The following is a 26,908-nucleotide window of genomic DNA, read 5'->3' on the forward strand; positions in this document are numbered from 1 at the left end:
TATTGATACAAAACTATATAACCCTTCTTCAAAATTGTATAACACTATATATGTCTTTTTATTCGTACTTTGTATCTGCATAAAAAGAATTACTGTACAAATGAAAAAAGAATATAAAGTAAGTGGTATGAGCTGCAATGGTTGTAGAACCAAAATAGAGGATACCCTAAATGAAATACACGGTATACAAGCAGAAGTCTCATTAGAGAATGAAAATGCTCAAATAGAATCTCATCACGATATAGATACATTAACCTTACAAAAGGCTTTATTAAAAAAAGGGAACTATATCCTTCAAGAAGTAGTAACTAAAGAAGATGGTACACAAGAGATTCTACCTGCTGTAGAAGTATCAGAAGAAGATATGTATCAACAGGAACTGCCTAAGGGAATGGAAGACAAAGCTGGTAAATATTTTTGTCCGATGCTATGTGAGGGAGATAAAGTCTATGATACCAATGTAGGTTGTCCTGTATGTGGTATGAACTTAGAGCAAATCCCTGCTCCCAAAATAGAAAAAACAGTTTATTACTGTCCTATGTTATGTGAAGGCGATAAAACCTATGACAAACCAGGTAATTGTCCGAAGTGTGGTATGAATTTAGTGCCTAAGACTGTTCTAGTAGAACAAGAAGATACTACCTATGCAGATATGCTAAAAAAACTGCGTATCTCTGTAGCCTTCACCATTCCAGTATTTATTCTTGCTATGGGATCAATGATTCCAGGAGACCCGATTGGAAAAATAGTACCTCATGAATGGAATAATTACATTCAATTATTATTCACCATTCCTGTAGTGTATGTGTGTTGGATGTTTTTTACTAGAGCTTGGATTTCTTTTAAAACATGGAACCTAAATATGTTTAGTTTAATCGGTTTAGGATCTGCAGCAGGATTAATCTTTAGCGTTGTAGCCTTATTCTTCCCTAACCTATTCCCAGACGATTTTAAAGGAGAGCATGGTATCCATCTATACTTTGAATCTGTAGCTGTAATTCTTACCCTAGTATTAGTAGGACAAGTAATGGAAGCCAAAGCACATAGTCGTACAAATACAGCTATAAAAGAATTATTAAAACTTTCTCCTACAGAAGCAACTTTAGTTACTGAACAAGGAGAAGAAATAATACAAATAGATAAGATTATTAAAGGAAATCATCTACGTGTAAAACCAGGAGAAAAGATACCTGTAGATGGCGAAATTATAGAAGGAGAATCTAGTATAGATGAAGCTATGATCACTGGAGAGCCTATCCCTGTACACAAAATAAAAGGAGATAAAGTTGTATCTGGTACTATTAATGGAAATAGTTCATTCATCATGACTGCCGAAAAAGTAGGTGACGAGACACTACTTTCTCAGATTATTGAGATGGTAAATAATGCTAGTCGTTCAAGAGCCCCTATTCAGAAACTAGCTGATCAGGTAGCAAAGTACTTTGTACCTATCGTGGTGATAATTGCCATAGCTACTTTTATTCTATGGAAGACATTAGGACCTGAACCTAGATTAGCCTATGCCTTTGTCAATGCATTAGCAGTATTAATCATTGCTTGCCCTTGTGCTTTAGGCTTAGCTACACCTATGTCTATAATGGTCGGAATCGGTAAAGGTGCTCAGAATGGTATTCTGATTAAAAATGCAGAAGCATTAGAAACAGCTAATAAAGTAAATGTATTAATCACAGATAAGACAGGTACGCTGACGGAAGGTAAACCATCAGTAGAAAAAATAGTAAGTATTTCTTCTGAATATACAGCAGAGGATTTACTATTGCTGACAGCTTCACTTAACCAAAATAGTGAGCATGCTTTAGCTACTTCATTTACTAAAAAAGCAAAAGAAGACGGTCTAAGTCTGACATCTGTAAAGATGTTTAATAATATTACAGGAAAAGGAATACAAGGCTTAGTAGATAAAAAGCGAATTTCTCTAGGGAATAAAGCACTTATGGACGTAGTGAACGCTCCACTAACTGATGACTTACTACAACAAGTAGAGAAAGAACAAAGCCAAGGAAAGACAGTGTCTTATATCGCAGATAATAATATTATAATAGGGTATGCTGTACTCTATGACAAAATAAAAGAATCGAGTAAACAAGCTGTAAAAGAGCTTCAAAATAAAGGAATTGAAGTAATTATGATTACTGGAGATAATCCTAAAACTGCGCAGGCTGTTGCAACAGAATTGAATATTAAACATTTCTTAGCTGAAGCAATGCCTGAAGATAAATTAAACGAAATAAAGAAACTACAAGAACAAGGAAAAATAGTAGCTATGGCAGGTGATGGTATAAATGACGCACCTGCTCTAGCCCAAGCAAATGTAGGTATCTCTATGGGTACTGGAACGGATGTGGCTATAGAAAGTGCAGAAGTAACCTTGCTACAAGGAGATTTGGCAGGGATACCTAAGGCTATTAATCTAAGTCATGGGGTAATGAATAATATTAAGCAGAATTTATTCTTTGCCTTTATCTATAATAGTGTCGGTATACCTATCGCTGCAGGTGTACTATACCCTATCTTCGGAATAGTATTATCACCTATGATTGCAGCTGTTGCAATGAGCTTTAGTTCTGTATCTGTTATTACAAACTCATTAAGACTAAAGAACTTGAAACTTTAATCATCATTTTTTTTTATAATACCTTTCATTTTTTTTAACCAGAGCGATAGCAATAGCTCTGGTTTTTTTTGCTTTTTAGTTTACTTCAAATTAGGTGATTGATACATAAACGAAAGCAATTATACGAAATAGCTTTGAGTTGGTAATTTCACTATTATAGCATAGTTATAAACTAATAAAAGAACAGTAAAGCAACATTCCTTCTACTGTATTGAGCTAATATTTAATCTAGACTTGAAACAACAAGTATAAAAACAAAAAAGCCTGGGTAGTTCACCCTGGCTTTTTACTCACCTTAAAAACTAAAATTGCAAACACAAATACTAACTTTTAGTTTATTAAACTTAAAAAAAGGCCATCCAAAAGAATGGCCTAATCAGAATCATCTATATAAAAAAAAACAAGTCCCCACTCTGTTTTTTATTAAAATAATTAGATGTTCTTAAATATCTTCAAAAGTTTAACAGTGCTAATATACAAAAAAAACACAAACATTAACATTTAAAATAACTAGACGTAATAAATTAATATAAAAACAGAATATCACTCAATAAAATAACATTTAAAAAAACTTATAATCAACTACATACATCTTTTTCAAAAAAACTTAATTTTATTCAAAAAAAGATAATTTCATATCTCTTTTGGCGTTTCACCTAAGTCATAGAAACAATACATACACTAAAAAAACAAAAGCTTACCACTACAAAGGTCATGGTAAGCTTATTATCAATTGTTTATTTACAAAAAGTGATAAGATTAATCCTGTTCTACTACTCTAGTCTTAGCAAATACAGCAGATAAAACTAAATAACCTGCTGCAACTAATTCTATTACCAACCACCAGGTATGCTCTATCGGGATAACATAAAATGGTTGAAATATTCCAATAATAAGAATATACATTCCCATTTCGATTAGTTTCTTATTAATATGAGAATTATAAGCTAATATTCCTAAACCTACCATTACGATAAATCCTACTAAAAGATCAAAATCTGATGAAGAAGTAAATGCACTTAAAATTAATAGAAGTGCTACCAATATTTTAATTGCTCTTTCCATACTTTAATTCTTTATAAATTAGATTACTCTAAGATACCAAAAACTATAATCAATTAAAAATCAATAACAAAGAATTATATATAATAAAACAAAGCATATTCTGTCAATATTATAATTAATTCATACTACTCCATCAATCTCCACCTAAAAGCACTTTTATTTGAGGTAAAAAAAACTTACTTTAGCACCTAATTATAATTAAATCATTAACAACACAATGAAACAAGTAACTTTAAACCATATCCATGAAGCTTTAGGAGCGAAGATGGTTCCATTTGCAGGATTTAATATGCCAGTACAATATGAGGGAGTAAACATTGAACACGAAACAGTTAGAAACGGTGTTGGTGTTTTTGATGTATCTCATATGGGAATCTTCAAAATTTCTGGACCAAATGCTTTGGCATTAATCCAAAAAGTTACTTCTAATGATGCTTCTGTATTGGTTGATGGTAAAGCTCAGTACTGCTACTTCCCTAATACTTCTGGAGGAGTTATAGATGATATCATTACTTACAGAGTAAATGAAAATGAATATTTAATGGTAGTAAATGCATCAAATATTGAGAAAGACTGGAACTGGGTAAGCTCTCACAATGATATGAATGCGACATTAGAAAACCTATCTGATGGCTACTCTATCTTAGCTATACAAGGGCCTAAAGCTATCGAGTCTATGCAAAGCTTAACTGAAGTTAACTTAGCTGATATCAAATTTTACAACTTTGTAATTGATACTTTCGCTGGAGTAAAAGACGTAGTAATCTCTGCTACTGGATATACTGGTTCAGGTGGTTTTGAAGTTTACGTTAAAAATGAAGATGTAGAAACAGTATGGAACAAAGTATTCGAAGCGGGTGCTAACTGGGGAATCAAACCGATCGGATTAGCTGCTCGTGATACATTACGCCTAGAGATGGGATACTGCTTATACGGTAATGAACTAAACGATGAAATCTCTCCATTAGAAGCTGGATTAGGATGGGTAACGAAGTTCACAAAAGACTTTATCAACTCAGATAATTTAAAAGCTGAAAAAGAAGCAGGTATCAAGAATAGATTGATTGGATTCGAATTAGTAGGTAAAGGTATTCCTAGACATGACTACGAAATCGTAGATGCTGAAGGTAACGTAATCGGAAAAGTGACTTCTGGTACTCAATCTCCTTCATTAGGTAAAGGAATCGGTATGGGATATGTACCTGTAGCACTAGCTGCTGAAGGAAGCCAAATATTCATCCGTATTCGTAAGAATGATGTTGAAGCAAAAGTGGTAAAAACACCTTTTTATAAAAAATAAGACAAAAGAATAGGGAGCTTAAAAATAAGCTCCCTTTTTTTTTATGATATATTTGAATAATGAGTTATTTTTGCATTTATAAAATTAAGTAACAAATTATTATGGGAAGAGCGTTTGAATTTAGAAAAGGACGTAAGCTAAAACGTTGGTCTGCTATGGCAAAAACGTTTACAAGAATTGGTAAGGATATCGTAATGGCTGTAAAAGAAGGTGGACCTAATCCCGAGGCTAATGCTCGCCTTCGTGCCGTAATACAAAATGCTAAGGCAGCTAATATGCCTAAAGATAACGTAGAGCGTGCCATTAAACGTGCTACTGATAAAGATACTGAAAACTATAAAGAAGTAATATTCGAAGGATACGGACCTCACGGTATCGCTTTCTTAATCGAATGTGCTACAGATAATAATAATAGAACTGTTGCAAACATTAGAAGTTACTTCAATAAATGCAATGGTACTTTAGGTACACAAGGTTCTGTTGAGTTTATGTTTGACCATACATGTAACTTCAGAATCCCTGCAGAAGAAGGTAGAGATTTAGAAGAGTTCGAATTAGAATTAATTGATTTTGGTATTGATGAGATCTTTGAAGATGAAGATGGTGTAATGATTTATGCTCCTTTTGAAAGCTTCGGATCTATCCAAAAAGAATTAGAGGGTAGAGGAATTGAGATTTTATCTTCTGGATTCGATAGAATACCACAAGTAACAAAAGAACTTTCTGAAGAAGAAATAGCTGACGTAGAAAAATTATTAGACAAAATCGAAGAAGATGACGACGTACAAAACGTTTTCACTACTATGGCATAATCCGTAGTTTCGTTTATAATATTAGAAAGACGGAATACTTCACTATAAGTATTCCGTCTTTTTTAATTAGTATTACTAGGTTAAATGAAATCTCTTAGGAGGATACCCAAAGTGCTTCTTAAAAGCTTTAGAAAAGGCTACAGAAGAAGAATAGCCTAAGTCAAAAGCTATCTCTGCAATAGTATGATGTGCTTCTTCTAACTTCTGTATAGCAATATTCATACGTCTATGTTGAGCATATTCGAATAGTCCTAGATTGTATAAATGTTTAAATCCTTTCTTTAGTTTATATTCATTCATAAAGAATAGCTTAGACAGCTCTTCAGTAGTATAAAACTCACGGTAATTAAGATCTATAAATTCTTTTATATTAGATAGTATTAGTTCATCTTCTGGTGTCAGCTTTACCCCTAACTGTAACTTAGAGCACTCCTCTATTCCCGCCTCTCGCTCATGTAATAACACGGATATCACCTCTAACACTTTTCCTTTTGTATACATCTCTTTTGCCATCCCTTTATAACTACATGTTTTGATTTCATTTAGTAATACTAAAAGTTCTTGTGTCAGTTTAATATCCTTAATTAATCTACAGGTCTGGTCATTCTTTATCGCAGTAGTAAATTCCGCTATAGTCTCATCTTGCTGACTCCATTCATTAAAAAAGTCTAAAGGTAGATAGATATCTAAATGTTCATACACAGCATCTTTTTCAAATATAACATCTGCTGTAGAACCTGTGCTTAAATAAGACAAATAACAGTGAAAAGGTAAATACTTATTAGGTGTTCCATTAATTACATCTCTGACGATATGCTTCCCGAAAAAGAAGCTTAGCTCTACATACTCTATTTCTTCAAAAACATAGTGCAAGGCAAAATCTTGTGTATACTTCAGATAATACTGTCGAATAATAATATCAGCAGAATCAAAGATATGATAAGTCACAAAAGTACCTGAGTCATTTACTAATTCCTTTTTACTCTGATACATCTCATTAGTTACCATATTCTCTAACTCAAAAAACTCAACGATTTGATCACCTTTTCTCATAAAACTACCTATTGATTACTAAACTGCTAATTTTTACTCCCTTTTGGCTAAGTCATTCCATGATATAGAATTTACTTTTGTTTCCGCATTCAAATTTATTCAATCTAAATTAAGTATCAGATGAAAAGATTTTTTTTAATCAACACAAGTCATAAATTATTACTTAGCGGTCTACTTTTGATCAATATAAGCACCTATTCTCAAGAAAAAGGGAATATTAAAGGAACTGTTGTTAGTCATACTCAGGAGAAATTGACAGGAACCACAATTACTTTAAACGATAATTTATTTAAAACCATTACAGATAACAATGGATATTATATACTAGAAAATATAGAATCTGGTAAATATCTTATCACTCTCCAATACAGAAATACTATTACAAAAGACAGTATAGTAATACCTGCGAATCAAACTATCACAAAAGATTTCATGTTATTTGATGATAACAATGAAACTCTAGAGGCAGTAGTGATTAATACAAACAAAAATATCCGTTCTTCTTCTTCCTTGCGAACAGCAGCTAACCTATTAGATGTACCACAAAACATCCAAGTGATTGATAAAGGGCTAATGGACGACCAGATTAGTATGACCATGAGTGATGCTATTGCTCAAAATGTCAGCGGTGTAAGATCGGTATTACATCAAGAGCAAGCAAGTGCTGGTATATATGTACGTGGTTATGGCGCTAGTAATCTGAGAAATGGTATGGATATCTCAGGAAGTTTTGGTCCCATTAGAGAAGACAATACTTTTATAGAGCGTGTCGAATTTGTAAAAGGGCCAGCAGGTTTTATGATGGGAAACACACAGCCAGGTGGTTTTTATAATATCGTAACCAAAAAGCCGACAGGTAGTAACAAAACGACAGTTAAGACTATTTTAGGTAGCTATAATCTATATCGTGCAGAAGTAGATCTAGATACTAAACTGACAAAAGATGAGAAACTATTGTTCCGTATTAACGGAATGGCAACAAAAGCTAGCTCATTCCAATTGTATAATAAAAATAACTACTTATCATTAGCACCTTCATTAAAATACAATATTAGTGAAGATACCAATATTACCTTTGAATATATATTCAACTCTAATGAGTTTGAAGGTGGATTCTCTAAATATGCTTATTCTAAAAAGGAGTTTAAAGAACTTCCTCGCAAATTCACATTCACTGATCCTATTGTAGATCCTACTATGATTAAAGAACACAATGTATTCATTAATCTTAATCACAGACTAAGTGACGATTGGAACCTGACAGCCAAACTAGGTTATGTAGAAGCTACTATGGAAGGAGAGAGTTTATATTCTATCTATAACTCTATAGACGATAAAGGTAATGTACAAAGAGCACTTTCTGTAAACGATGCGTATAACTCAGCTAAGGTTGGTCAAGTCTATATGAATGGTAAATTTAATATCACAGATAAGATTAAAAACAATGTGCTATTTGGTCTAGATATGGGACAAAAAGAGCATATGGCAGACTGGTCTCTTGTTTCTGATGCTAAAGGAAATGCTATTCCTGTAGGTCCTTTATTCAATATCTACAATCCAGTGTATGGTAAACTTACTAAAAAAGATATTCCTACATATGACCGTTCTCGTTCATTAAGAGAAAGAGCAGCCGGTAATATTCAAGAGTACAGCTATATCTCTTTATATGTACAAGATGAGTTACTATTACTAGACGAGAAGCTTAGATTAGGACTTGGCGTACGCTACACCTCAACAGAGAAAACGACAAGTGCTTCTAATGGAGATGTAGTAAAGAATCAAGCGTATACTCCTCGTTTTAGTATCACCTATAATATCTCCCCATCATTCTCAGCTTATGCTTTATATGATCAGAGCTTCCAAGAACAAGTTGGCCAATTAGAAAACAACAAAACTGCTGATCCTTCTAAAGGAACGAATAAAGAATTTGGGTTAAAGAAAACATGGTTTGATAAAAAACTATTTACTTCATTAGCTTTCTATCAAGTAGATAAGACAAACATCCTAACCCCACGTGATGCCTCTGCCAATAATCAAATCATGGTACAGAGTGGTAAAGCTACATCTAAAGGGGTAGAGTTTGACTTAAATGGACACATTACAGATGGTTTAACCTTGACAATGAACTATGCTTATACTGATGCTAAGATAACGAAAGATAATAATCCTGCTAAAAAAGGACAACTATTACCAGGAACTGCCAAGCACAGTACTAATGCATGGCTTACTTATAGAGTGCAATCAGGTACATTTGAAGGTTTAGGTTTCTCCCTTGGGTACCAATACCAAAAAGACCGTTCTCAAGCTCCTGTTCAGGCTAAGAAGTTCTTACCAGATGACTACTTTACACTTGATGGAGGAGTATCTTATAAAAAGAACAACTATGCATTCAACCTAATAGTTAATAATATCACAGATAGATATAATTATGTAGGTCACTTCCCTGGTGCATGGGGATATACACACTATGGGTGGAGAGCTACTACTCCACTATCATTCAAACTTAGTTTAGCCTATACATTCTAATAAGATAAAGTTACATAAAGATCACCTCTTTCTAAAATAATTAGAAAGGGGTGTTTTGTTTTAAAACACTCGCTCTTCTAGCAATATTCTCATATATTGACATACACTGCTCTATTTTTCCTATTTTTGCAATAAAAATTTTTCATTATGAAATGGGAAGGTAGACGCGAAAGTAAAAACGTTACTGACAATAGAGGTAAATCTTCAGCTGGAAAAACAGCTATCGGAGGTGGTTTAATTGGTATTATAGCGATGTTGCTATACCTATTTGGAGGAGAGACAGGAAAACAAATAGCTCCTGTATTAGAACAAATGGGTGAAGGTCAACAGACAGAACAAGTAGAAACTAGAAACCTATCACAGGAAGAAGTTGAGATGGGTAAGATGGTAGCTGTAATGTTTGCTGATACTGAAGATGTATGGCATAAGATATTTAAAGAAAATGGAATGCAATACCGCGAGCCTAAGATGGAACTATTCGATGATAAAGTCAATACACAATGTGGTAGCGCCACTGCTGAGGTAGGTCCTTTCTACTGCCCTGCTGATGAAACAGTATATATGGACTTGCGATTTTTTGAAGAACTACACACTCGCTTTGGAGCTGAGAGAGGTAACTTTGCTATTGCTTATGTTATCGCCCATGAAGTAGGTCATCATGTACAGACTCTATTAGGTACCAATAGTAAAGTACACCAAGCTCAACAAAGTATGAGTAAGAAAGAAGCAAATAAACTATCTGTTGGTTTAGAGCTTCAAGCAGACTTCTACGCTGGTGTATGGGCTAAGTATAACCAAAAATATTTAGACGCTAAAGATATTGATATTGCCTTAAGTGCTGCTCAAGCTGTAGGGGATGACGCAATACAAAAAAGAGTAACAGGTCAAGTAAACCCTGACTCGTTCACACATGGTAGTTCAAAACAGAGAAAAGAGTGGTTCATGAAAGGATTCGAAACTGCGGATATCAAACAAGGAAATACTTTTGACTTTATCCGATAGCTTCACCCTATCACAGACAAACTAATATTTATAGACATTTAAAAAGACTCTTCTTAAGAGCCTATCCTTATGACAAATTTAAAAGATATACTAGACAATATTAAACAGAATAGTTTTGCATTAGCTCCATTTCAGGTAATGAGTGAAGCATTTAATTACTACAGAAAAACATTCTTATTAGTAATTACAACTTTATTACTAACCTTTTTTGCAGCTACATTACTAGGTTCTATGATATTAAGTCAGTTCGTTACATTAGATCCTAACCAAGATGTTCTCCAAGAACAAATTCAGGAGATGACTAGGCAGTTAACAGAACCTCCTTTTTTCTATTACTATCTTATATCATTTGCTGTATTTAGTGCTCTAGGGAGTATCCTTATAGGTGGTTTTTATAAATTAAATGCACAAGTACATTTAAATGAAGTTCCTTCTTTCTTTAATGCATTTAAGTACTTCTTTAATATAAAAGGGCTCTATATCTTTATATCACAATTATTGATATCACTTGTCTTTATGGCAATTACTATTCCTTTAAAGTTACAAAACCTTGAAATGGTTTCTATGGCTATTAACTGGATCATTAGTACCTTGACCATATTCACTATTCCCTTAATTATCTTTGGACACCAGAAACCTATTACAGCGATAAAGAATAGTATTATGGTAGTGAATAAACAACCTATACCTATCATCCTAACCATTATACTGAATTACTTTTTTTTAATTAGTGGTTTACTATTTTTTGTTATTGGTATTCTATTTGTCTTACCATATTTATTCGCAGTATACTTTGTATTGTATAAACAAGTTATAGGATATAACCTAGAAGAGAATTAATGGTACTAACCTAACCATCCTTCTCTATCTAGACTACGATATTGTATTGCCTCAGCTATATGCTGGGGCTTTATATTTTCTGACTTATCTAAATCTGCTATTGTACGAGATACTTTTAATATCCTATCATACGCTCTCGCAGATAGATTCAGCTTATCCATCGCAGTCTTTAACAAGTTTAGCGAATCTTCTTGCAGCGCACAGTATTTCCTAAGAAGCGCAGTAGACATCTGAGCATTATAATGAACTCCATTGTGAAGTTTAAATCTTTCTAATTGCACTTTTCTCGCCGCTACTACCCGTTCCCTAATATCATTACTTGGTTCTGACAATTGTTTATCTGACAATTTTTCAAAGGGCACAGGGTTTACCTCGATATGTATATCTATTCGATCTAGCAGTGGTCCAGATACCTTGCTTAAATAACGTTGCATCTCTAATGGTGTAGATTTAACTGGTGCATTTGGATCATTAAAATAACCACTTGGACTAGGGTTCATACTCGCGACCAACATAAACGAAGAAGGGTACGTTATCGTAAACTTTGCTCGTGAGATAGTCACCTCTCTATCTTCTAGTGGTTGTCTCATCACTTCTAGTACCTCTCTTTTAAACTCAGGCAACTCATCTAGAAAGAGTACACCATTATGTGCTAGAGATATTTCACCAGGTTGTGGATAACTTCCCCCTCCTACTAGAGATACAGAGGACGCAGTGTGATGAGGACTTCTAAAAGGCCTAGCCCTCATCAGTCCACAGTCTTTGGCCTTCCCTACTACACTGTGAATTTTAGTTGTCTCTAATGCCTCTTCTAACGTCATCGGAGGTAATATACTAGGGAGTCTTTTAGCGAGCATTGTTTTTCCAGAACCTGGAGGTCCTATTAAGATAATATTATGCCCACCAGCTGCAGCTATCTCCATGGCTCTCTTAATACTCTCTTGTCCCTTCACATCCTTAAAGTCTATCTCTAAATGATGCTCAGACTCTTCACTAAACATCTCAGCGAAGTCTAACTCCACAGGTACTAACTCTCCCTTTCCCTCTAAGAAGTCTATTACTTCCTTTATATTACTGACACCATATACCTCTAATCCTTCTACTATAGCGGCTTCCTTCTCATTCTCTTTTGGAATTATAATTCCTTTATACCCCTCTTCTTTTGCCTTTATAGCGATAGGGAGTGCTCCATTAATGCACTGTACAGTACCATCTAGAGATAGCTCCCCCATAATAATATAATCTGACAACTCTTCTTGTAATGACATCTGATTAGAAGCTGCCAATATACCTATAGCAATCACTAGGTCATAAGCAGAACCTTCCTTGCGCAAATTTGCAGGTGCTAAGTTAATCGTTATCTTCCTTCCTGGGAACTTATAACTATTATTCTTCAATGCTGCTGCTATCCTATAGCTACTCTCTTTTATCGCATTATCAGGTAGCCCTACTAAGTGATATCCTACTCCTCCATCTATGTGTACCTCTACTGTAATAGTTGTAGCTTCGATTCCAAATACAGCACTCCCAAACACCTTTATTAACATAATTTATGAGTATTAATTAATGTTTACTTAATAATTTAAGCTATTTCTTACTATTCTAAAAACGTTATCTTTGCCAATATGTGGAGCGATACCACAAAAAGCAACAACTTTTATAAATAAGATTAGCTAAATTTAAACAATAACAACTATTACTCAATAATACAAATCAAACACAAAAACCTACAAATCAAACATTTAAATTCATTAAATTAGTTTTTAATTATAAATAAAGTCTTTTTGGCATTAGTATTGAGTAAGGTTATTGTGGAGATAGACTCTCACCTACAACAACAAATAGTATTTAAAGAATTATGATTACAAGTAGAAAAACAGTTTTAGTAGCATTTTCAGCGTTGATTATGTTTGGTACATTGATAGGAATTAACAGCTGCAATATAGGTTCATCTAAAACACTAGATCCTAAAGAAAATGCTTTAGCCTTACCTATCATAAAAGTAGATACAACAACTGCAATTACAATCAAAGATTATATAGGAAATATAGAGGGAAAAGTAAACGTGGAAATCAGACCTCAGGTAGAAGGTATACTTGAGAAGATTTTCGTAGATGAAGGTGCTTTTGTAAAAGAAGGACAACCTTTATTTCAAATCGATCCACTACCTTACCAAGAAGTCTTGAACAATATGATCGCTACAGAGAATGTAGAAAAAGCAAAGCTTAAAAACGCAAAGCTAGAAATAGATCGTCTAAAACCGCTTATCGATAATGAGGTTATCGCTCAAGTACAATTAGAAACAGCGAAGTCTAACTATGACATCGCTAAAGCCTCTTTGGCTAAAGCTACTGCTGCTGTTAATAGTGCTAAGATTAGTCTTGACTATACTATTATAAAAGCACCTGTAAGTGGATACATCGGACGTATGCCTAAGCGTATCGGTAACTTAGTGTCTAAAGGAGATAAAGAACCTCTAACTGTATTATCAGACGTGAGTGAAGTATATGTGTACTTCGGGATGAGTGAGTCTGACTTCTTATACTTTAGCAAAGACAATAAGAAAACAGATACTGCTAGTATCAGTAATGGTCATTACTTACCAGACGTTTCTCTAATCTTAGCAGATGGACACGAATACCCTGAGAAAGGGAAAGTAGACATGATCAATGGACAAGTAAACAGAACAACAGGTTCTATTTCTTTAAGAGCGTCGTTCCCAAACTCTAAAGACGTAATGAGATCAGGTAATACGGGAACTATCAAACTAAAAGAAACAAATCCTCGTGTTATTTTAATTCCACAAGAAGTAACTACTTCTATCCAAGACAAGACTTTCGTTTATATCTTAGATAAGGAAGACAAAGTAAAGTTACAGTCTATCGAATTAAATGGAGTGTCAGGAAATAACTTTATCGTGTCTGAAGGATTACATATCGGAGACAGAATTATCAAAACTGGTTTTGATAAACTTACTGAAGGAATGTATGTAAAACCTTTAAACTAAACAAAGCCCTATTCAAAAGACAAAAACAGAATTTAGAGTATTTGTACTCGCCTTACAAAACAATTTAATATGTTAAAAGCCATTATAGAACGCCCCATATTAGCCACTGTAATCTCAATTATGTTTGTGTTACTAGGACTAGTAGGGCTAACCTTACTGCCAATTACAAGGTTCCCAGAGATTGCACCTCCTAGTGTAAGTGTATCAACTTCTTACCCTGGAGCCAATGCGGAGACTGTTGCTCAGAGTGTTTTACTTCCGATAGAAGAATCTATTAACGGGGTAGACAATATGACCTATATTAGCTCTAAAGCGAGTAACAGTGGATCAGGAACAATCAACGTATTCTTTAAAGCTGGTACTGACCCTGATCAAGCTGCGGTAAACGTACAGAACAGAGTAAGTAAAGCTGCTGGTGATCTTCCATCAGAAGTGAATGAGAACGGTATATCTGTGACTCCTCGTCTTAGTGGTAACATTATGACGATCAACTTCTACAGTGATCACCCAGAAGAAGTATATGACGAAACTTTCTTACAAGCTTATACGCAGATTAATATTAACCGTGAATTACTTCGTGTACCTGGAGTAGCTTCTGTAAGCCGTATTGGTGCTCGTGACTACTCTATGAGAACTTGGTTAAACCCTGATAAGCTTGCCTTATATAGTTTAACTCCACAAGATGTCATCAGTGCGATCAAAGATCAAAACTTTGAGATTGCACCAGGTAGTTTTGGAGAGACATCTGATGAAGCCTTTGAGACTGCTTTAAAGCACAAAGGGAGATTTAACTTACCTGAACAATATGAGAACATCGTTATTAAAACCAATAAAGACGGTTCTGTTCTACTGCTAAAAGATGTAGCCAGAGTAGAGTTCGGAGCATCTAACGTAGGTAGTGATAACAGTGTGAACGGGTACCCTGGTCTAACGATGAATATTACACAGACCAATGGTTCTAACGCACGTGATATCGATATCGCAGTAAGAAAAACATTAGAGAGACTGTCTAAATCATTCCCACAAGGAGTTCACTACGATATTAGCTATTCTGTAAAAGCACAGATAGACGAATCTATTAGCCAAGTAAGAAGTACACTATTCGAAGCATTCTTCTTAGTGTTTATCATTGTTTACTTGTTCTTACAGGATTTCCGTTCTACGATTATTCCAGTTATTGCTATTCCTATCTCGCTAGTAGGTACTTTGTTCTTTATTTATTTAATGGGCTTCTCTATTAATATATTGACCATGTTTGCCTTAGTACTAGCCATCGGTATCGTGGTGGATGATGCCATCGTAGTAGTGGAAGCCATACACGAGAAGATGCATCATACAGGAATGAAGGCAAAAGAAGCGACGATCACGACGATGAACGAGATTACGAGAGCTATTATCTCTATTACGTTAGTCATGTCGGCAGTATTCTTACCTGTAGGATTTATGCAAGGGCCTGCAGGGATATTCTATAAGCAGTTCGCCTATACCCTAGCCTTCGCTATTCTTATTTCTGCTGTGAATGCCTTGACGCTGAGTCCTGCACTATGTGCTTTATTTTTAAAGCAACCATCAGGAGAAGAATATGCTGCTCAGAAACCTCAAACAGGATTTAAGAGAGTGCGCAATAGATTCTTCTTTGCATTTAATACTGCATTTGACAGTTTTACAGAAAAGTATGTCGTAACGATCAAGAAGTTAATTACTAACAAGAAGGTAGCTATCGCAGGATTAGCCCTAATCATAGGAGTTGGAGTTTTATATTTATACAAGACCCCTTCTTCATTTATCCCTAGAGAAGATGACAGTTATATCACCTACTCTCTAGCGATGCCTCCAGGGGCTTCATTAGCGCGTACTAAGGTAGTATTAGCAAAAGCAGATAGTATCTTAAAACAACGTACAGATATCGAAGGGATGACAGCTATCTCAGGATATAATACGATAGACGGTAATGCCAGTCCATCATTTGCAGTTGGGTACATTAACCTTAAACCGTATAAAGAAAGAGGTAAAGTAAAGAATATAGACAAGATTATCGCAGAGATACAAGGCGATTTATCACAGATACACGAGGCTTCTTTTAACGTATTCCCTAGACCTACTATTTCTGGTTTTGGTGATTTCGGAGGAATTGAGTTCGTGTTACAAGATCGTATGGGAGGTGGATTTACAGAATTCAACCAAGTGAGTGATGAGGTAATCAAACAATTAAATGACAGAGAAGAAATATCTAATGCCTTTACTTCATTTAAAGCAAACTATCCTCAGTATTTACTTGAGATCGATTATGTAAAAGCAAAATCATTAGGTGTAAGTGTAAAAGACCTTATGACTACTATCAAGAACTACTATGGTCGTGTAAAAGCAGGAGACTTTAATAGATTCGGTAGAACGTACCGTGTATATATGCAGGCTGACATTCCATTTAGAGAGAGTCCACAGTCCTTCTCTTCTATCTATGTAAAGAATAAAGATGGAGAAATGCTACCTGCTAATACCTTGATTAAACTGAAGAAAGTATTAGGTCCAGAGACCGTGACTAGATATAACTTATATAACTCTATCTCTATCAAAGCTAACCCTGCACCAGGATATAGTACAGGAGATGCGATGAAAGCGATAGAAGAAGTAACAGAACAGCTACCTGGTAACTACTCTTATGAGTACACAGGTATGTCATTAGAAGAAAAAGATTCGGGTAACCAAGCGATTATCATCTTTGGGCTAAGTATCATCTTTGTGTACTTCTTATTATGTGCTCAGTATGAGAGTTACTTATTACCAGTAGCGATTCTATTGACTGTACCTACAGGATTATTAGGGGTAGCCCTATTCGTTAATCTAGCAGGATTACAAAACAATATCTATGTACAAGTAGGATTGATTATGTTGATCGGGTTATTAGCGAAGAATGCCATCCTTATCGTAGAGTTCGCTCTACAACAACGCAAAAACGGATTGTCGATATTCGATGCTGCCGTGGAAGGAGCTAAAATGCGTCTAAGACCTATCCTAATGACATCATTTGCTTTCGTAGCAGGTCTAGTACCACTGATGTTTACAGTAGGACCATCGGCTCAAGGAAACCACTCTATCAGCTTCAGTGCTGCTGGTGGTATGATATTTGGAGTAATTGCGGGTATATTTATTATCCCAGTACTATTCTATATCTTCCAGACTTGGGACGAAAAACTTAAATCTAAACTTACTAATGAATAAAAGATAGAAACCATGAACACAAAAAGAATTATAACAAGCACTTTATATGTATCGGTGGTTTCCGCAGCTTTAGCCTTACATTCTTGTGCTCCACAGTCTAACTATAAAGCACCTGAGTTTCAATTACCAGAACAGTATAGAGGTCAGCTAGATTCTATCAACAGTACCAGAGACTCAGTAGGAATAGCAGATATCGATTGGAAAACGTTCTTTGAAGACGACAAGTTGATCGAATTAATCAACAGTGGATTAGAACACAACTTCGACATCGCTAATGCTATAAAGAATATCGAAATAGCTGACCAAAAGGCTAGACAAGCTAAACTAGAATGGTTGCCTTCAGTAGATATGACACTTGGTAATGTAGCCTATCAGTACCGCTCTTCTAATTACTATGGATCAGCTGCTAGTAAGTACTATGAAAATAAAGGAAAAGAAGCTCCTAAGAATATGTATGTAAACTCTGCTCAATATGTCTCTTCTCTTAGTATAAGCTGGGAATTAGACGTATGGGGAAAGATGAAGAGTATGAGTGCAGAGGCTCTGGCGAACTATCTACAGACTCACGAAGCTCGTAAGGCTGTACAGACTGCTCTAATCGCTAATATAGCAGAAGGATATTATAACTTACTACTGCTAGATGCGCAGATGGAAGTAGCCCAGTCTAACTATGAATTAACGAAGAATACGCTAAAGATAGTTGAACTACAACGAGATGCTGGACAAACCACCTCTCTTGCTATTCAACAAACGCGTAACCAAATGTTAGTAGCAAAGGCATTAATCCCTTCTCTAAAACAGCAAATAGCAGTCCAAGAGAACGCATTATCCCTACTTACTGGACAGCTACCTGATGCTATCGAACGAGATACTAAACTAGCTGATGTCAACTATCAAGAGACACTTACAACAGGAGTACCACTATACTTAGTGAGTCAGCGTCCTGATGTACAACAAGCAGAACTAGCTTTAAAAGCGAGTAATGCTAGAGTAGGTGTAGCACAGACGAGTAGATACCCTTCTCTTACGATAGATGTAACAGGGGGATTAAATAGTATGTTAGGTAAGAATTGGTTTAATATACCAGGTTCTTTGTTTGGTGGATTAATAGGTGATGTAGCTGCCCCTCTATTTAATAAGCGAAAACTAAAAACAGATTATGAAGTAGCTAAAATAGAAAGAGAAAAAGCAGAAATAGATCTTCAGAAGTCTGTCTATACAGCTATTACAGAAGTATCTGATGCTTTAATCACACTAGAGACAGTAAAAGAACAGATAGAGATAGCCGAAGAGCAAGTAGCTACTTCTAGACTAGGTGTAAAACAATCTAACTTACTGTTTAACAGTGGATATGCAAACTACATCGAGATTATCAATGCACAAAAGAATATGCTAGATAGTGAGCTAAACCTAAACAAACTAAAACTGAACAAACTAATTTCGAGAGTAAAACTATACCAAGCTCTTGGTGGTGGATGGAAATAGTATTCCACATTTATACTCTTATAATCAATACCAAAAAAGGCTGTCCGTGGACAGCCTTTTCTATTATACTTATTCTACTTAGCTTCTAATCTAGTTTCACCTAGATTGCGAATACCTTATTAGTACCTATATCGCATCTCTGTATTCACTCCGTTACTTTATGCGATTTAACGGACTCAATACGGACTGATAACGGACTCAATACGGACTCATTTCATACAAAACAGCACCAACAGTAAGAGTTAACTACTAGCTCAATGAATCCCTACAAATTATAAATATACCATGCTAATAATATATAAAGTTAAAAAAAGCTGTCTAAAATTAGACAGCTTACTTCTTTTATTTTTTTAATTTATACCTGCTTGGTTTAGCCATGCACTATACTTTCTACTATTAGCATTATGCTGAGCTAACGTCACCGCAAACTCATGATATCCTAATCTATCTACACTCGCACAAAAATATACATAATCGTGCTTCTCTGCATTCAATACCGCATCTATACTAGACTGATCTGACATAAAGATAGGCCCAGGAGGTAATCCTGTATTCTGATACGTATTATAAGGTGATGGTATCTGAGTATCCTTTAGGTACACTCTTTTGATCACTTGTTTAAAATCATTAGTATATAATTTCTTAGCATATACTACTGTAGGATCTGCTTGTAGTGGCATTCCTAACTTAATTCTGTTTAGGTATACTCCTGCTACTCTTTCTTTCTCGTCTGCTTTACTCGTTTCTTTCTGAACAATAGACGCTAAGATAGATACCTCTACAGGTGTTAACCCTAGAGCTTTTGCTTTCTCTTGACGTTCAGCGTTCCAGAAGCGGATATACTCTTTATGCATCTTATTGCGAATTTTCAAAGGGCTTACATTCCAATAGAATTCATACGTCTCAGGTAAGAAACATACTAATACACTCTCTTTAGTAAATCCGTTTTCTTCTAAGAAACTAGGTTCGTAGAACGTCTCTAAGAATCCTATACTATCCGTCTCAAACATAGAACCTAACCTTCCTGCGAAATCTTCTATACGCTCAAGATTATTATACGTTAGACGCACAGGTACATTCTTTCTAAGTGCCTCGATGATGTCATAGGTATTCATCCCATTTCTAAGTTTAAAACGACCACTGAATACATTAGACGGATAACTGCGCTGTTCTGCTATTTCTACAAAACCATCCTTATCATTTAGGTAAGGCTCTAATATCTTCAGTACAGAATGAAAGTTGTCTTCTTGCTTAATGTAGATAAACTGTTCTTCATCCCATCCTTTTAAATTAGGCGAAAATGCCTTCCCATACCATATATACAAATATCCTAATAGTCCAAATCCCCCAAGAACAACTAGAATAACTAAGATGTTTTTTAATTTCATAATTTTATTTAAAATAATAATTGATACAACGCTTCGTCTTTATAAACTCCGCCAACTCTTTCCCAATCTTTTTTTATACCTACTAGCTTAAAACCGTACTTTAAAAACAGTTGTTGGCTAGGATAATTATCTACCGAAATATTAGCATACAGCTGGTGCAAACCTAATACTTCTTTGCCATAATTAATAACTAATTCTAATGCTTCTGCTCCTGCTCCTTTTCCTCTATCTTCTGGATGTTGGATTACAATACCTACACCAGCTCTATTGTTCTTAGGGTCAAATTCAAATAAATCGATCAACCCTAATGCCTGTTCTGTATCTATATCACAGATAACTAATCTCAACTGCTTTACTTCATAGATATCAAGATGAGCATTCTCTAAATACTGTCTAATCAAGAAGCGGCTATAAGGTGTCACCGTATTACTAACTTCCCATAGATCAATGTCATTCTCTATCTGATAGATAAACTCTAAATCTTCTGGCTCTAAAGCACGTAAAAATATAGCATTCCCACGAATATGTAACATCTTTTTTATATTTCTATTGTCCCTTCAAACACTAGTTTGGCTGGTCCGCTTAATACTACATTTCTATAACTAATACGATCATCTGTATCAAAACTAATCGTCAGACTACCTCCCTCTACATCTATCTTCACTTCGTTATGATCACACTTCCCTTGAGCATACATCGATATCGCTACTGCTGTAGCACCTGTACCACAAGATAACGTCTCATCTTCTACCCCTCTCTCGAATGTACGTATTCTGAAATGATTAGGACCTTCCTGCTCTACGAAGTTTACATTAGTACCTCCTGGTGCATATAATTCGCTTTCTCTTATCTCTTGTCCTATACCGAATACATCATAGTTACCTAGATCTCTCACTACCTGTACATGATGAGGTGATCCCGTATTTAAAAAGCTATATGACTTCTCTATCTCTATCCCTGACACATTGATCATCTGTAGAGATACTACTCCATCACTACTAATCGTAGCTGTATGTTCTCCATCTATAGCTATAAAACGGCAATTGTCATTAATTATTTTTAATTGTTTTGCAAAGGCCACTAGACATCTACCTCCATTACCACACATGGTACTCTCACTTCCATCGGCATTATAATAGACCATTCTAAAATCATATCCTTCAGCTTCTTCTAACAAAATCAAACCGTCTCCCCCTATTCCAAAGCGTCTATGACATAAGTGTGCCACTAATTCTGTATCTTCTTTTGGAAAAAAGCCAGTGCGGTTATCTATCATTACGAAATCGTTACCAGTCCCTTGATACTTATAAAATCTCAACATATAGCTAATCTTACTTAAAGTGGTAAAAATACAAATAATGTATGTTAAAACACGGTGTTAAGTGATGGTTAAACATCATTTTGTTCAAATTTTTATTTAGTAATTTTAGTTTTATTTAATTAATAGATTTATATATGAAAAAGATCTTAGGTATTTTTTTAATTTGTTTATTAAGTGGTAGTATGACACTGGCTGGTTATAAGTATTTTTTTGAAAATCAAAATGATGCAGAGCTAACTAAATTAGAGGAGATACCGTCTGCACTGTCTACTACTAAGTCTTCTATTATTCCTAATTCGTCTATTGATTTCGTTAAAGCTGCTGAAAACACAGTAAATACAGTAGTTCACGTCAAAAATCTAAGTTATGTATCTTCTCGTTCTAACCCTATTATGGAACTATTCTATGGGTATAAGCCTTCACCAAAACCTCAGATAGGTACAGGGTCAGGTGTTATCATTACAGAGGATGGCTATATCGTCACGAACAACCACGTGATTGCTAATGCCTCTGAACTAGAAGTGACACTCTCTAATAATGAAACGTATAAAGCAAGACTAATCGGTACGGATAAAGAAATGGATATCGCGCTATTAAAAATAGAGCCAAAAGAAAAATTATCCTATATTGTATTTGGAGATTCTGACAATATTCAACTAGGGGAATGGGTTATCGCTGTAGGTAATCCTTATAACTTAACTTCTACAGTTACAGCTGGTATCGTATCAGCTAAAGCACGTAATCTGTCTAAGACAAGCATTCAATCCTTTATACAAACAGATGCCGCTATCAATCCTGGTAATAGTGGAGGTGCTTTAGTGAATACTAAGGGAGAGTTAATCGGTATTAACACCATGATCTCGTCTAACACAGGTGCTTATGTAGGCTACGCCTTTGCTGTGCCCTCTAATGTAACGCGTAAGATAGTTGAGGATTTATTAGAATATGGAAATGTACAGAATGCTACTCTAGGAGTATCTGGATATGAATTAACTCCTCAAATCGTTAAAGAGCTAAACATTAGTACTACCACATTTGGTTTTTATATACAAGATATTATAGCGAACTCTGGTGCAGCTCAGGCTGGATTAAAGACTGGAGACATTATCACGAAGATTAATAATAAGGATATTAAGACCTTTGTAGATCTCCGCTCGATCATTAATACTAAACGCCCTAAGGATACAGTAGCAATAGAATACTTAAGGGGGAATGATAAACACAATACGTCTGTAAAATTAGGCAAAAATGAACCGCGAAAAATAGAATTCAGAGGACTAGAAATACAAGAATTAGATTCAGCAGAAAAAGAAGAATTAAACATCAACTACGGGTTTAAAATAACCAAGGTATTAGACAAGGACTTTGCTAAATATGAAGATGATTTGATTGGCAGTATTCTCCTTTCTATCAATGATTTCAAAGTTTCTAACATCAATCAAATTAAAAATATCAATTCTCAGATTAATCAAAATCAAAAAATAAAGCTCACTTTAATGAATAAAAATGGAGAATATCTTCGTTTACTAATATAATCGTAAGGTTCACCCAATAAATACACTAAAAAGAGTATTTTAAAATTTACAACTTGATTAATTCATTAAAAAAACAGACTTTTGCAGTAATTTATCACAACACAATTTAATATATGAAAAATACTAGTCTTTACGAGAAAGAATTAGCTTTTCAAGCAGATCGTAGAAAAGCATGCGTAGAGTTTATTAAGATTATCAGTGACCTATGGTATGACAAGTCTATTGAACTATTAATGTTCCGTAACCAACTTATCGACCGCAGCGTTAGCGATATCATTAACTTACACGAGTATGCTGCAAAATTTGTTGGTAAACCAATCAATATTTTTGATTCTGTAGAAATAGCTGAAGCGATTCAACGAGCTGACTTACCACCTTCTAGAATCGATATCGGTCGTTTAACTTATGAATATCACTTAGAAGACAACAAGCACAGCAATGCTTTAGACTTTGTTATTTCTAAATTAAAAGATGCTAAAGAAACAGAAGAATTAGTACCTAAAGACGTAGTACTTTACGGATTTGGACGTATCGGACGTTTATTAGCTAGAGAGTTAATGAACAAAATCGGTAAAGGACAACAAATGCGTTTAAGAGCTATTGTAACTCGTGATAAAAACGATGCAGTTCTTTTAGAAAAACGTGCTTCTTTACTTAAATATGACTCAGTACATGGAGACTTCGAAGGTTCAGTAATCGCTGATCCTGAGAACAATGCTTTAATCATCAATGGTACTACAGTACACATGATTTCTGCTAATGCTCCAGAAGACATTGACTATACTCAATATGACATTGAGAATGCTTTAATCATCGATAATACAGGTGCTTTTAAAACTGATGAAGATTTAAAACGTCACTTAACTTCTAAAGGTGCTTCTAAAGTATTATTGACAGCTCCTGGAAAAGGTGTACCAAACATCGTTCACGGTGTTAACCACACTGAGTATGATCCAAACCAAGTAGATATCTGGTCTGCTGCTTCTTGTACTACGAATGCTATTACTCCTATCTTAAAAGTAATGGAAGATAACTTCGGTGTAGTAAAAGGACACTTAGAGACTATCCACGCATACACAAATGACCAAAACTTAGTAGATAATATGCACAAGAAATACCGTCGTGGTAGAGCTGCTGCATTAAACATGGTTATCACTGAGACAGGTGCAGGAAGTGCTGTAGCTAAGGCATTACCATCATTAGCTGGTAAACTTACTTCTAATGCTATCCGTGTACCAGTTCCTAATGGATCACTAGTAGTATTAAACTTAGAAGTTGAGAAAGAAACTTCTGTTGAAGATTTAAATGAAGTAATGCGCAAAGCTGCTCTTAACGGAGACTTAGTAGAGCAAATTAAATATTCTATCAATAACGAATTAGTATCATCTGATATCGTAGGAACATCTGCTCCATCTATCTTTGATAGTAAAGCAACTATCGTTTCTGCAGATGGTAAAAATGTAGTAATGTATGTATGGTATGATAACGAATATGGTTATAGCCACCAAGTTATCCGCTTAGCGAAGTACATCGCTCAAGTTAGACGTTATACTTACTATTAATAGATAGTAAACTTAATATACGAAAAAGTCCAGCAATAGCTGGACTTTTTTTATATCTCTTTGTATTTCATTTTTATTTCAATAAGTCATCTAACATAACTCTAAACTTAGAACTATTCCAATCAGCTGCTCTGAACTTTCGCACTACTATATTTCCTTTTTTATCTATTACATAAGAAGCTGGTATAGATTCTGAAAACAAAACAGCAGGAGCTGCATTCTGCTCAAAATAAATAGGTAAAGTATACTGATGTTTCTCTTTAAATGCCTTTACTTTATCAGGAGATTCTGAAGTGACGAAAAGAAAAACTACTTTGTCCCTATAATCGTTATAAAGCTCTTGAAAACTAGGTTTCTCTGCTAAACATGGAGGACACCACGTAGCCCAAAAGTTAATGATGACTACTTTTCCTTTAGTTTGGTCTAAGTCAAAAGTCTGGCCATATTCATCAATTAAATGCCATGACTCATAACTCACTGTTTGTTGATTTTCGACATTCTCCAAGCTAGGACTCATAGCCACAAGCCTATTCAACCACACCTTTACACTATCCCCTAAAGGAGTAAATAAAAAAACTCCTAATACAATAATAAATATAGCATTAGATATCCATCCTTTCTTTTTGATATTCTTCTCACTCATACTCTTACTTTATTCAATATTTAAATCTAGAATACTCATTATACAAATACTACAAACCTATTCTACGTTATAATTATTGTACAATCACTTTTCGTTTATCTTTTTATAATGTATTCTGAGTTAAATATATAAAGAACTCACCACAACAAAAAATGTACTTCTCTAAAACTGCACTAAGATTTTCTAAACATATCGTCAAAGTCTACATCTACTCTACCAGGTAATACGATATTTAATACTATCCCTATAATAGATGCCAATGCCATTCCTTCTAATGAGAATAATTCTCCTATATGAATAGCTGCTCCTCCGATACCGATAATCAATATAACTGATGAAATAATCAGGTTTCTCTTTATCTTAAAATCTACATCATTCTCAACTAACATACGCAATCCACTTGATGCTATAATACCAAATAAAAGAATAGAAACACCTCCCATTACAGGTGCTGGTATCGTACTTAACAAAGCTGATATCTTACCACAAAAACCAAATAGAATAGCAAAACATGCTGCTCCCATAAAAATATAAATACTAAAAGCTCTTGTAATAGCTAATACTCCAATATTTTCACCATAAGTAGTATTAGGTGGTCCTCCTATTAATGAAGCTAACATAGTGGCTACTCCATCACCTAACATACTCTTATGAAGTCCTGGATCTTTTATTAAATCTTTATCAATAACTTTACTCAATACTAATTGATGCCCTATATGCTCTGCAATAGGAACAATAGCTACAGGTAGCATCAATAAAATAACATACCATGACACAGTAGGCTCATAATGTACAAAAGGCACCATAAAACTAGGCACTTCAAACCAATTAGCATCAATTACTTTATCAAAATGCACAACTCCCATTATAGCAGAAAAACAATAACCTCCTACAATACCTACTAGTACAGGAATAACACTAAGAAAACCACGTGTAAATATTGCTGTAATAATCGTTATAGCTAATGTTACTAAACCAATCATAACATAAGTTAGGTCATATTCTCCTTGAGGATTATTAGTTACCATTCCTATCGCTGTACTAGCTAGTCCTAAACCAATAACCATAATAACTGGTCCAACTACAATAGGCGGTAATAATTTCATTAACCAATTAGTTCCTGCCTTAGCAATTAGTAGTGCCACTAAAGAATAAACAACTCCGACAAGAAAGCTCCCTACCAAAAAACTACCCACTGGCATGCCAGAAGAGGGGTCTGCTTCTAAAGCTTTCATTGCAATAATAGGGTTTATAAAAGCAAAAGAAGAACCTAAATAAGAAGGTACTTTTCCTCTAGTGATAAAAATAAAAACCAATGTACCAATACCACTCGATATTAATGCAATAGCAGGGTTCATGCCTGTCAAGGTTGGAACTAAAACTGTTGCTCCAAACATCGCAAATAAATGTTGGACACTCAATAGAATCCACTGTCCTACTTTAGGCTTCTCATCTACTGCCAATACTATTTTCTTATCTTCTATATCACCCATCTTGTGCTGTTGTGTATTTAAA

19 protein-coding genes are annotated in these 26,908 nt (G+C 34.8%); 11 read left to right on the forward strand and 8 right to left on the reverse strand.

The window, feature by feature from the left end:
• Nucleotides 1-100 precede the first annotated feature (100 nt).
• Nucleotides 101-2,635 carry a heavy metal translocating P-type ATPase gene (locus AABL85_RS07625; RefSeq protein WP_341309697.1) on the forward strand — a complete coding sequence of 845 codons (2,535 nt, stop codon included), beginning with the start codon at nucleotides 101-103 and terminating at the stop codon, nucleotides 2,633-2,635.
• Nucleotides 2,636-3,394: 759 nt separating this feature from the next.
• Here AABL85_RS07625 and AABL85_RS07630 read toward each other — a convergent pair.
• Nucleotides 3,395-3,700: a DUF6804 family protein gene (locus AABL85_RS07630; RefSeq protein ID WP_341309698.1), complete on the reverse strand. Its 306-nt coding sequence runs from the start codon at nucleotides 3,698-3,700 to the stop codon at nucleotides 3,395-3,397.
• A gap of 217 nt (nucleotides 3,701-3,917) precedes the next feature.
• On the opposite strand from AABL85_RS07630, the gene gcvT reads away from it, so the two are divergent.
• Nucleotides 3,918-5,000: a glycine cleavage system aminomethyltransferase GcvT gene (gene gcvT, locus AABL85_RS07635; protein WP_131540709.1), complete on the forward strand. Its 1,083-nt coding sequence runs from the start codon at nucleotides 3,918-3,920 to the stop codon at nucleotides 4,998-5,000.
• A gap of 101 nt (nucleotides 5,001-5,101) precedes the next feature.
• Nucleotides 5,102-5,812 (forward strand): YebC/PmpR family DNA-binding transcriptional regulator, encoded by a 711-nt coding sequence (locus AABL85_RS07640; RefSeq protein ID WP_041889880.1) that lies wholly within the window; start codon nucleotides 5,102-5,104, stop codon nucleotides 5,810-5,812.
• Between the two features lie 75 nt (nucleotides 5,813-5,887).
• Here the strand turns inward: AABL85_RS07640 and AABL85_RS07645 are convergent, their stop codons facing one another.
• Nucleotides 5,888-6,865, reverse strand: a complete 978-nt coding sequence (locus tag AABL85_RS07645) for an AraC family transcriptional regulator (protein ID WP_341309699.1) — start codon at nucleotides 6,863-6,865, stop codon at nucleotides 5,888-5,890.
• Nucleotides 6,866-6,985: 120 nt separating this feature from the next.
• On the opposite strand from AABL85_RS07645, the gene AABL85_RS07650 reads away from it, so the two are divergent.
• From AABL85_RS07650 to AABL85_RS07660, 3 genes are all read left to right on the forward strand, one after another.
• Nucleotides 6,986-9,391, forward strand: a complete 2,406-nt coding sequence (locus AABL85_RS07650; protein ID WP_341309700.1) for a TonB-dependent receptor — start codon at nucleotides 6,986-6,988, stop codon at nucleotides 9,389-9,391.
• A 147-nt stretch (nucleotides 9,392-9,538) separates the two neighbouring features.
• Nucleotides 9,539-10,393 carry a KPN_02809 family neutral zinc metallopeptidase gene (ypfJ, locus tag AABL85_RS07655; protein ID WP_131540706.1) on the forward strand — a complete coding sequence of 285 codons (855 nt, stop codon included), beginning with the start codon at nucleotides 9,539-9,541 and terminating at the stop codon, nucleotides 10,391-10,393.
• 69 nt (nucleotides 10,394-10,462) lie between these two features.
• The gene (locus AABL85_RS07660) at nucleotides 10,463-11,233 is read left to right on the forward strand and encodes a hypothetical protein (RefSeq protein ID WP_131540705.1); all 771 of its coding nucleotides are present in this window, start codon (nucleotides 10,463-10,465) and stop codon (nucleotides 11,231-11,233) included.
• Between the two features lie 5 nt (nucleotides 11,234-11,238).
• Here the strand turns inward: AABL85_RS07660 and AABL85_RS07665 are convergent, their stop codons facing one another.
• Nucleotides 11,239-12,780 (reverse strand): YifB family Mg chelatase-like AAA ATPase, encoded by a 1,542-nt coding sequence (locus AABL85_RS07665; protein WP_341309701.1) that lies wholly within the window; start codon nucleotides 12,778-12,780, stop codon nucleotides 11,239-11,241.
• Nucleotides 12,781-13,091: 311 nt separating this feature from the next.
• Between AABL85_RS07665 and AABL85_RS07670 the strand changes: the two genes are divergently transcribed.
• From AABL85_RS07670 to AABL85_RS07680, 3 genes are all read left to right on the forward strand, one after another.
• A complete protein-coding gene (locus tag AABL85_RS07670; protein WP_131540703.1) occupies nucleotides 13,092-14,240 on the forward strand; it encodes an efflux RND transporter periplasmic adaptor subunit in 1,149 nt (382 codons plus the stop codon).
• A gap of 69 nt (nucleotides 14,241-14,309) precedes the next feature.
• Nucleotides 14,310-17,459 (forward strand): efflux RND transporter permease subunit, encoded by a 3,150-nt coding sequence (locus tag AABL85_RS07675; RefSeq protein ID WP_341309702.1) that lies wholly within the window; start codon nucleotides 14,310-14,312, stop codon nucleotides 17,457-17,459.
• Nucleotides 17,460-17,471: 12 nt separating this feature from the next.
• Entirely contained in the window at nucleotides 17,472-18,944 is a 1,473-nt protein-coding gene (locus AABL85_RS07680) for an efflux transporter outer membrane subunit (RefSeq protein ID WP_286415917.1), read from the forward strand.
• 350 nt (nucleotides 18,945-19,294) lie between these two features.
• Here AABL85_RS07680 and mltG read toward each other — a convergent pair whose 3' ends face one another.
• The 3 genes from mltG to dapF are packed head-to-tail and all read right to left on the reverse strand — an operon-like array spanning nucleotide 19,295 to nucleotide 21,653.
• Entirely contained in the window at nucleotides 19,295-20,332 is a 1,038-nt protein-coding gene (mltG, locus tag AABL85_RS07685; RefSeq protein ID WP_131540698.1) for an endolytic transglycosylase MltG, read from the reverse strand.
• An 8-nt stretch (nucleotides 20,333-20,340) separates the two neighbouring features.
• Nucleotides 20,341-20,865 (reverse strand): GNAT family N-acetyltransferase, encoded by a 525-nt coding sequence (locus AABL85_RS07690; protein WP_131540697.1) that lies wholly within the window; start codon nucleotides 20,863-20,865, stop codon nucleotides 20,341-20,343.
• 5 nt (nucleotides 20,866-20,870) lie between these two features.
• Nucleotides 20,871-21,653, reverse strand: coding sequence for a diaminopimelate epimerase (dapF, locus tag AABL85_RS07695; RefSeq protein WP_286416961.1), 783 nt, complete (start codon nucleotides 21,651-21,653; stop codon nucleotides 20,871-20,873).
• A 134-nt stretch (nucleotides 21,654-21,787) separates the two neighbouring features.
• On the opposite strand from dapF, the gene AABL85_RS07700 reads away from it, so the two are divergent.
• Both AABL85_RS07700 and AABL85_RS07705 read left to right on the forward strand, forming a co-directional pair.
• On the forward strand, nucleotides 21,788-23,188 hold the full coding sequence (locus AABL85_RS07700) for a trypsin-like peptidase domain-containing protein (RefSeq protein ID WP_341309703.1): 1,401 nt from the start codon (nucleotides 21,788-21,790) through the stop codon (nucleotides 23,186-23,188).
• 113 nt (nucleotides 23,189-23,301) lie between these two features.
• The gene (locus tag AABL85_RS07705) at nucleotides 23,302-24,750 is read left to right on the forward strand and encodes a glyceraldehyde-3-phosphate dehydrogenase (protein WP_131540694.1); all 1,449 of its coding nucleotides are present in this window, start codon (nucleotides 23,302-23,304) and stop codon (nucleotides 24,748-24,750) included.
• A gap of 73 nt (nucleotides 24,751-24,823) precedes the next feature.
• Here the strand turns inward: AABL85_RS07705 and AABL85_RS07710 are convergent, their stop codons facing one another.
• Nucleotides 24,824-25,393, reverse strand: coding sequence for a TlpA disulfide reductase family protein (locus tag AABL85_RS07710; protein ID WP_341309704.1), 570 nt, complete (start codon nucleotides 25,391-25,393; stop codon nucleotides 24,824-24,826).
• A gap of 173 nt (nucleotides 25,394-25,566) precedes the next feature.
• Nucleotides 25,567-26,886, reverse strand: a complete 1,320-nt coding sequence (locus AABL85_RS07715) for a solute carrier family 23 protein (protein ID WP_286416955.1) — start codon at nucleotides 26,884-26,886, stop codon at nucleotides 25,567-25,569.
• Nucleotides 26,887-26,908 lie beyond the last annotated feature (22 nt).

The sequence above is a fragment of the Myroides odoratimimus genome (genome assembly GCF_038039805.1).
Lineage (GTDB): Bacteria > Bacteroidota > Bacteroidia > Flavobacteriales > Flavobacteriaceae > Flavobacterium > Flavobacterium odoratimimum_B.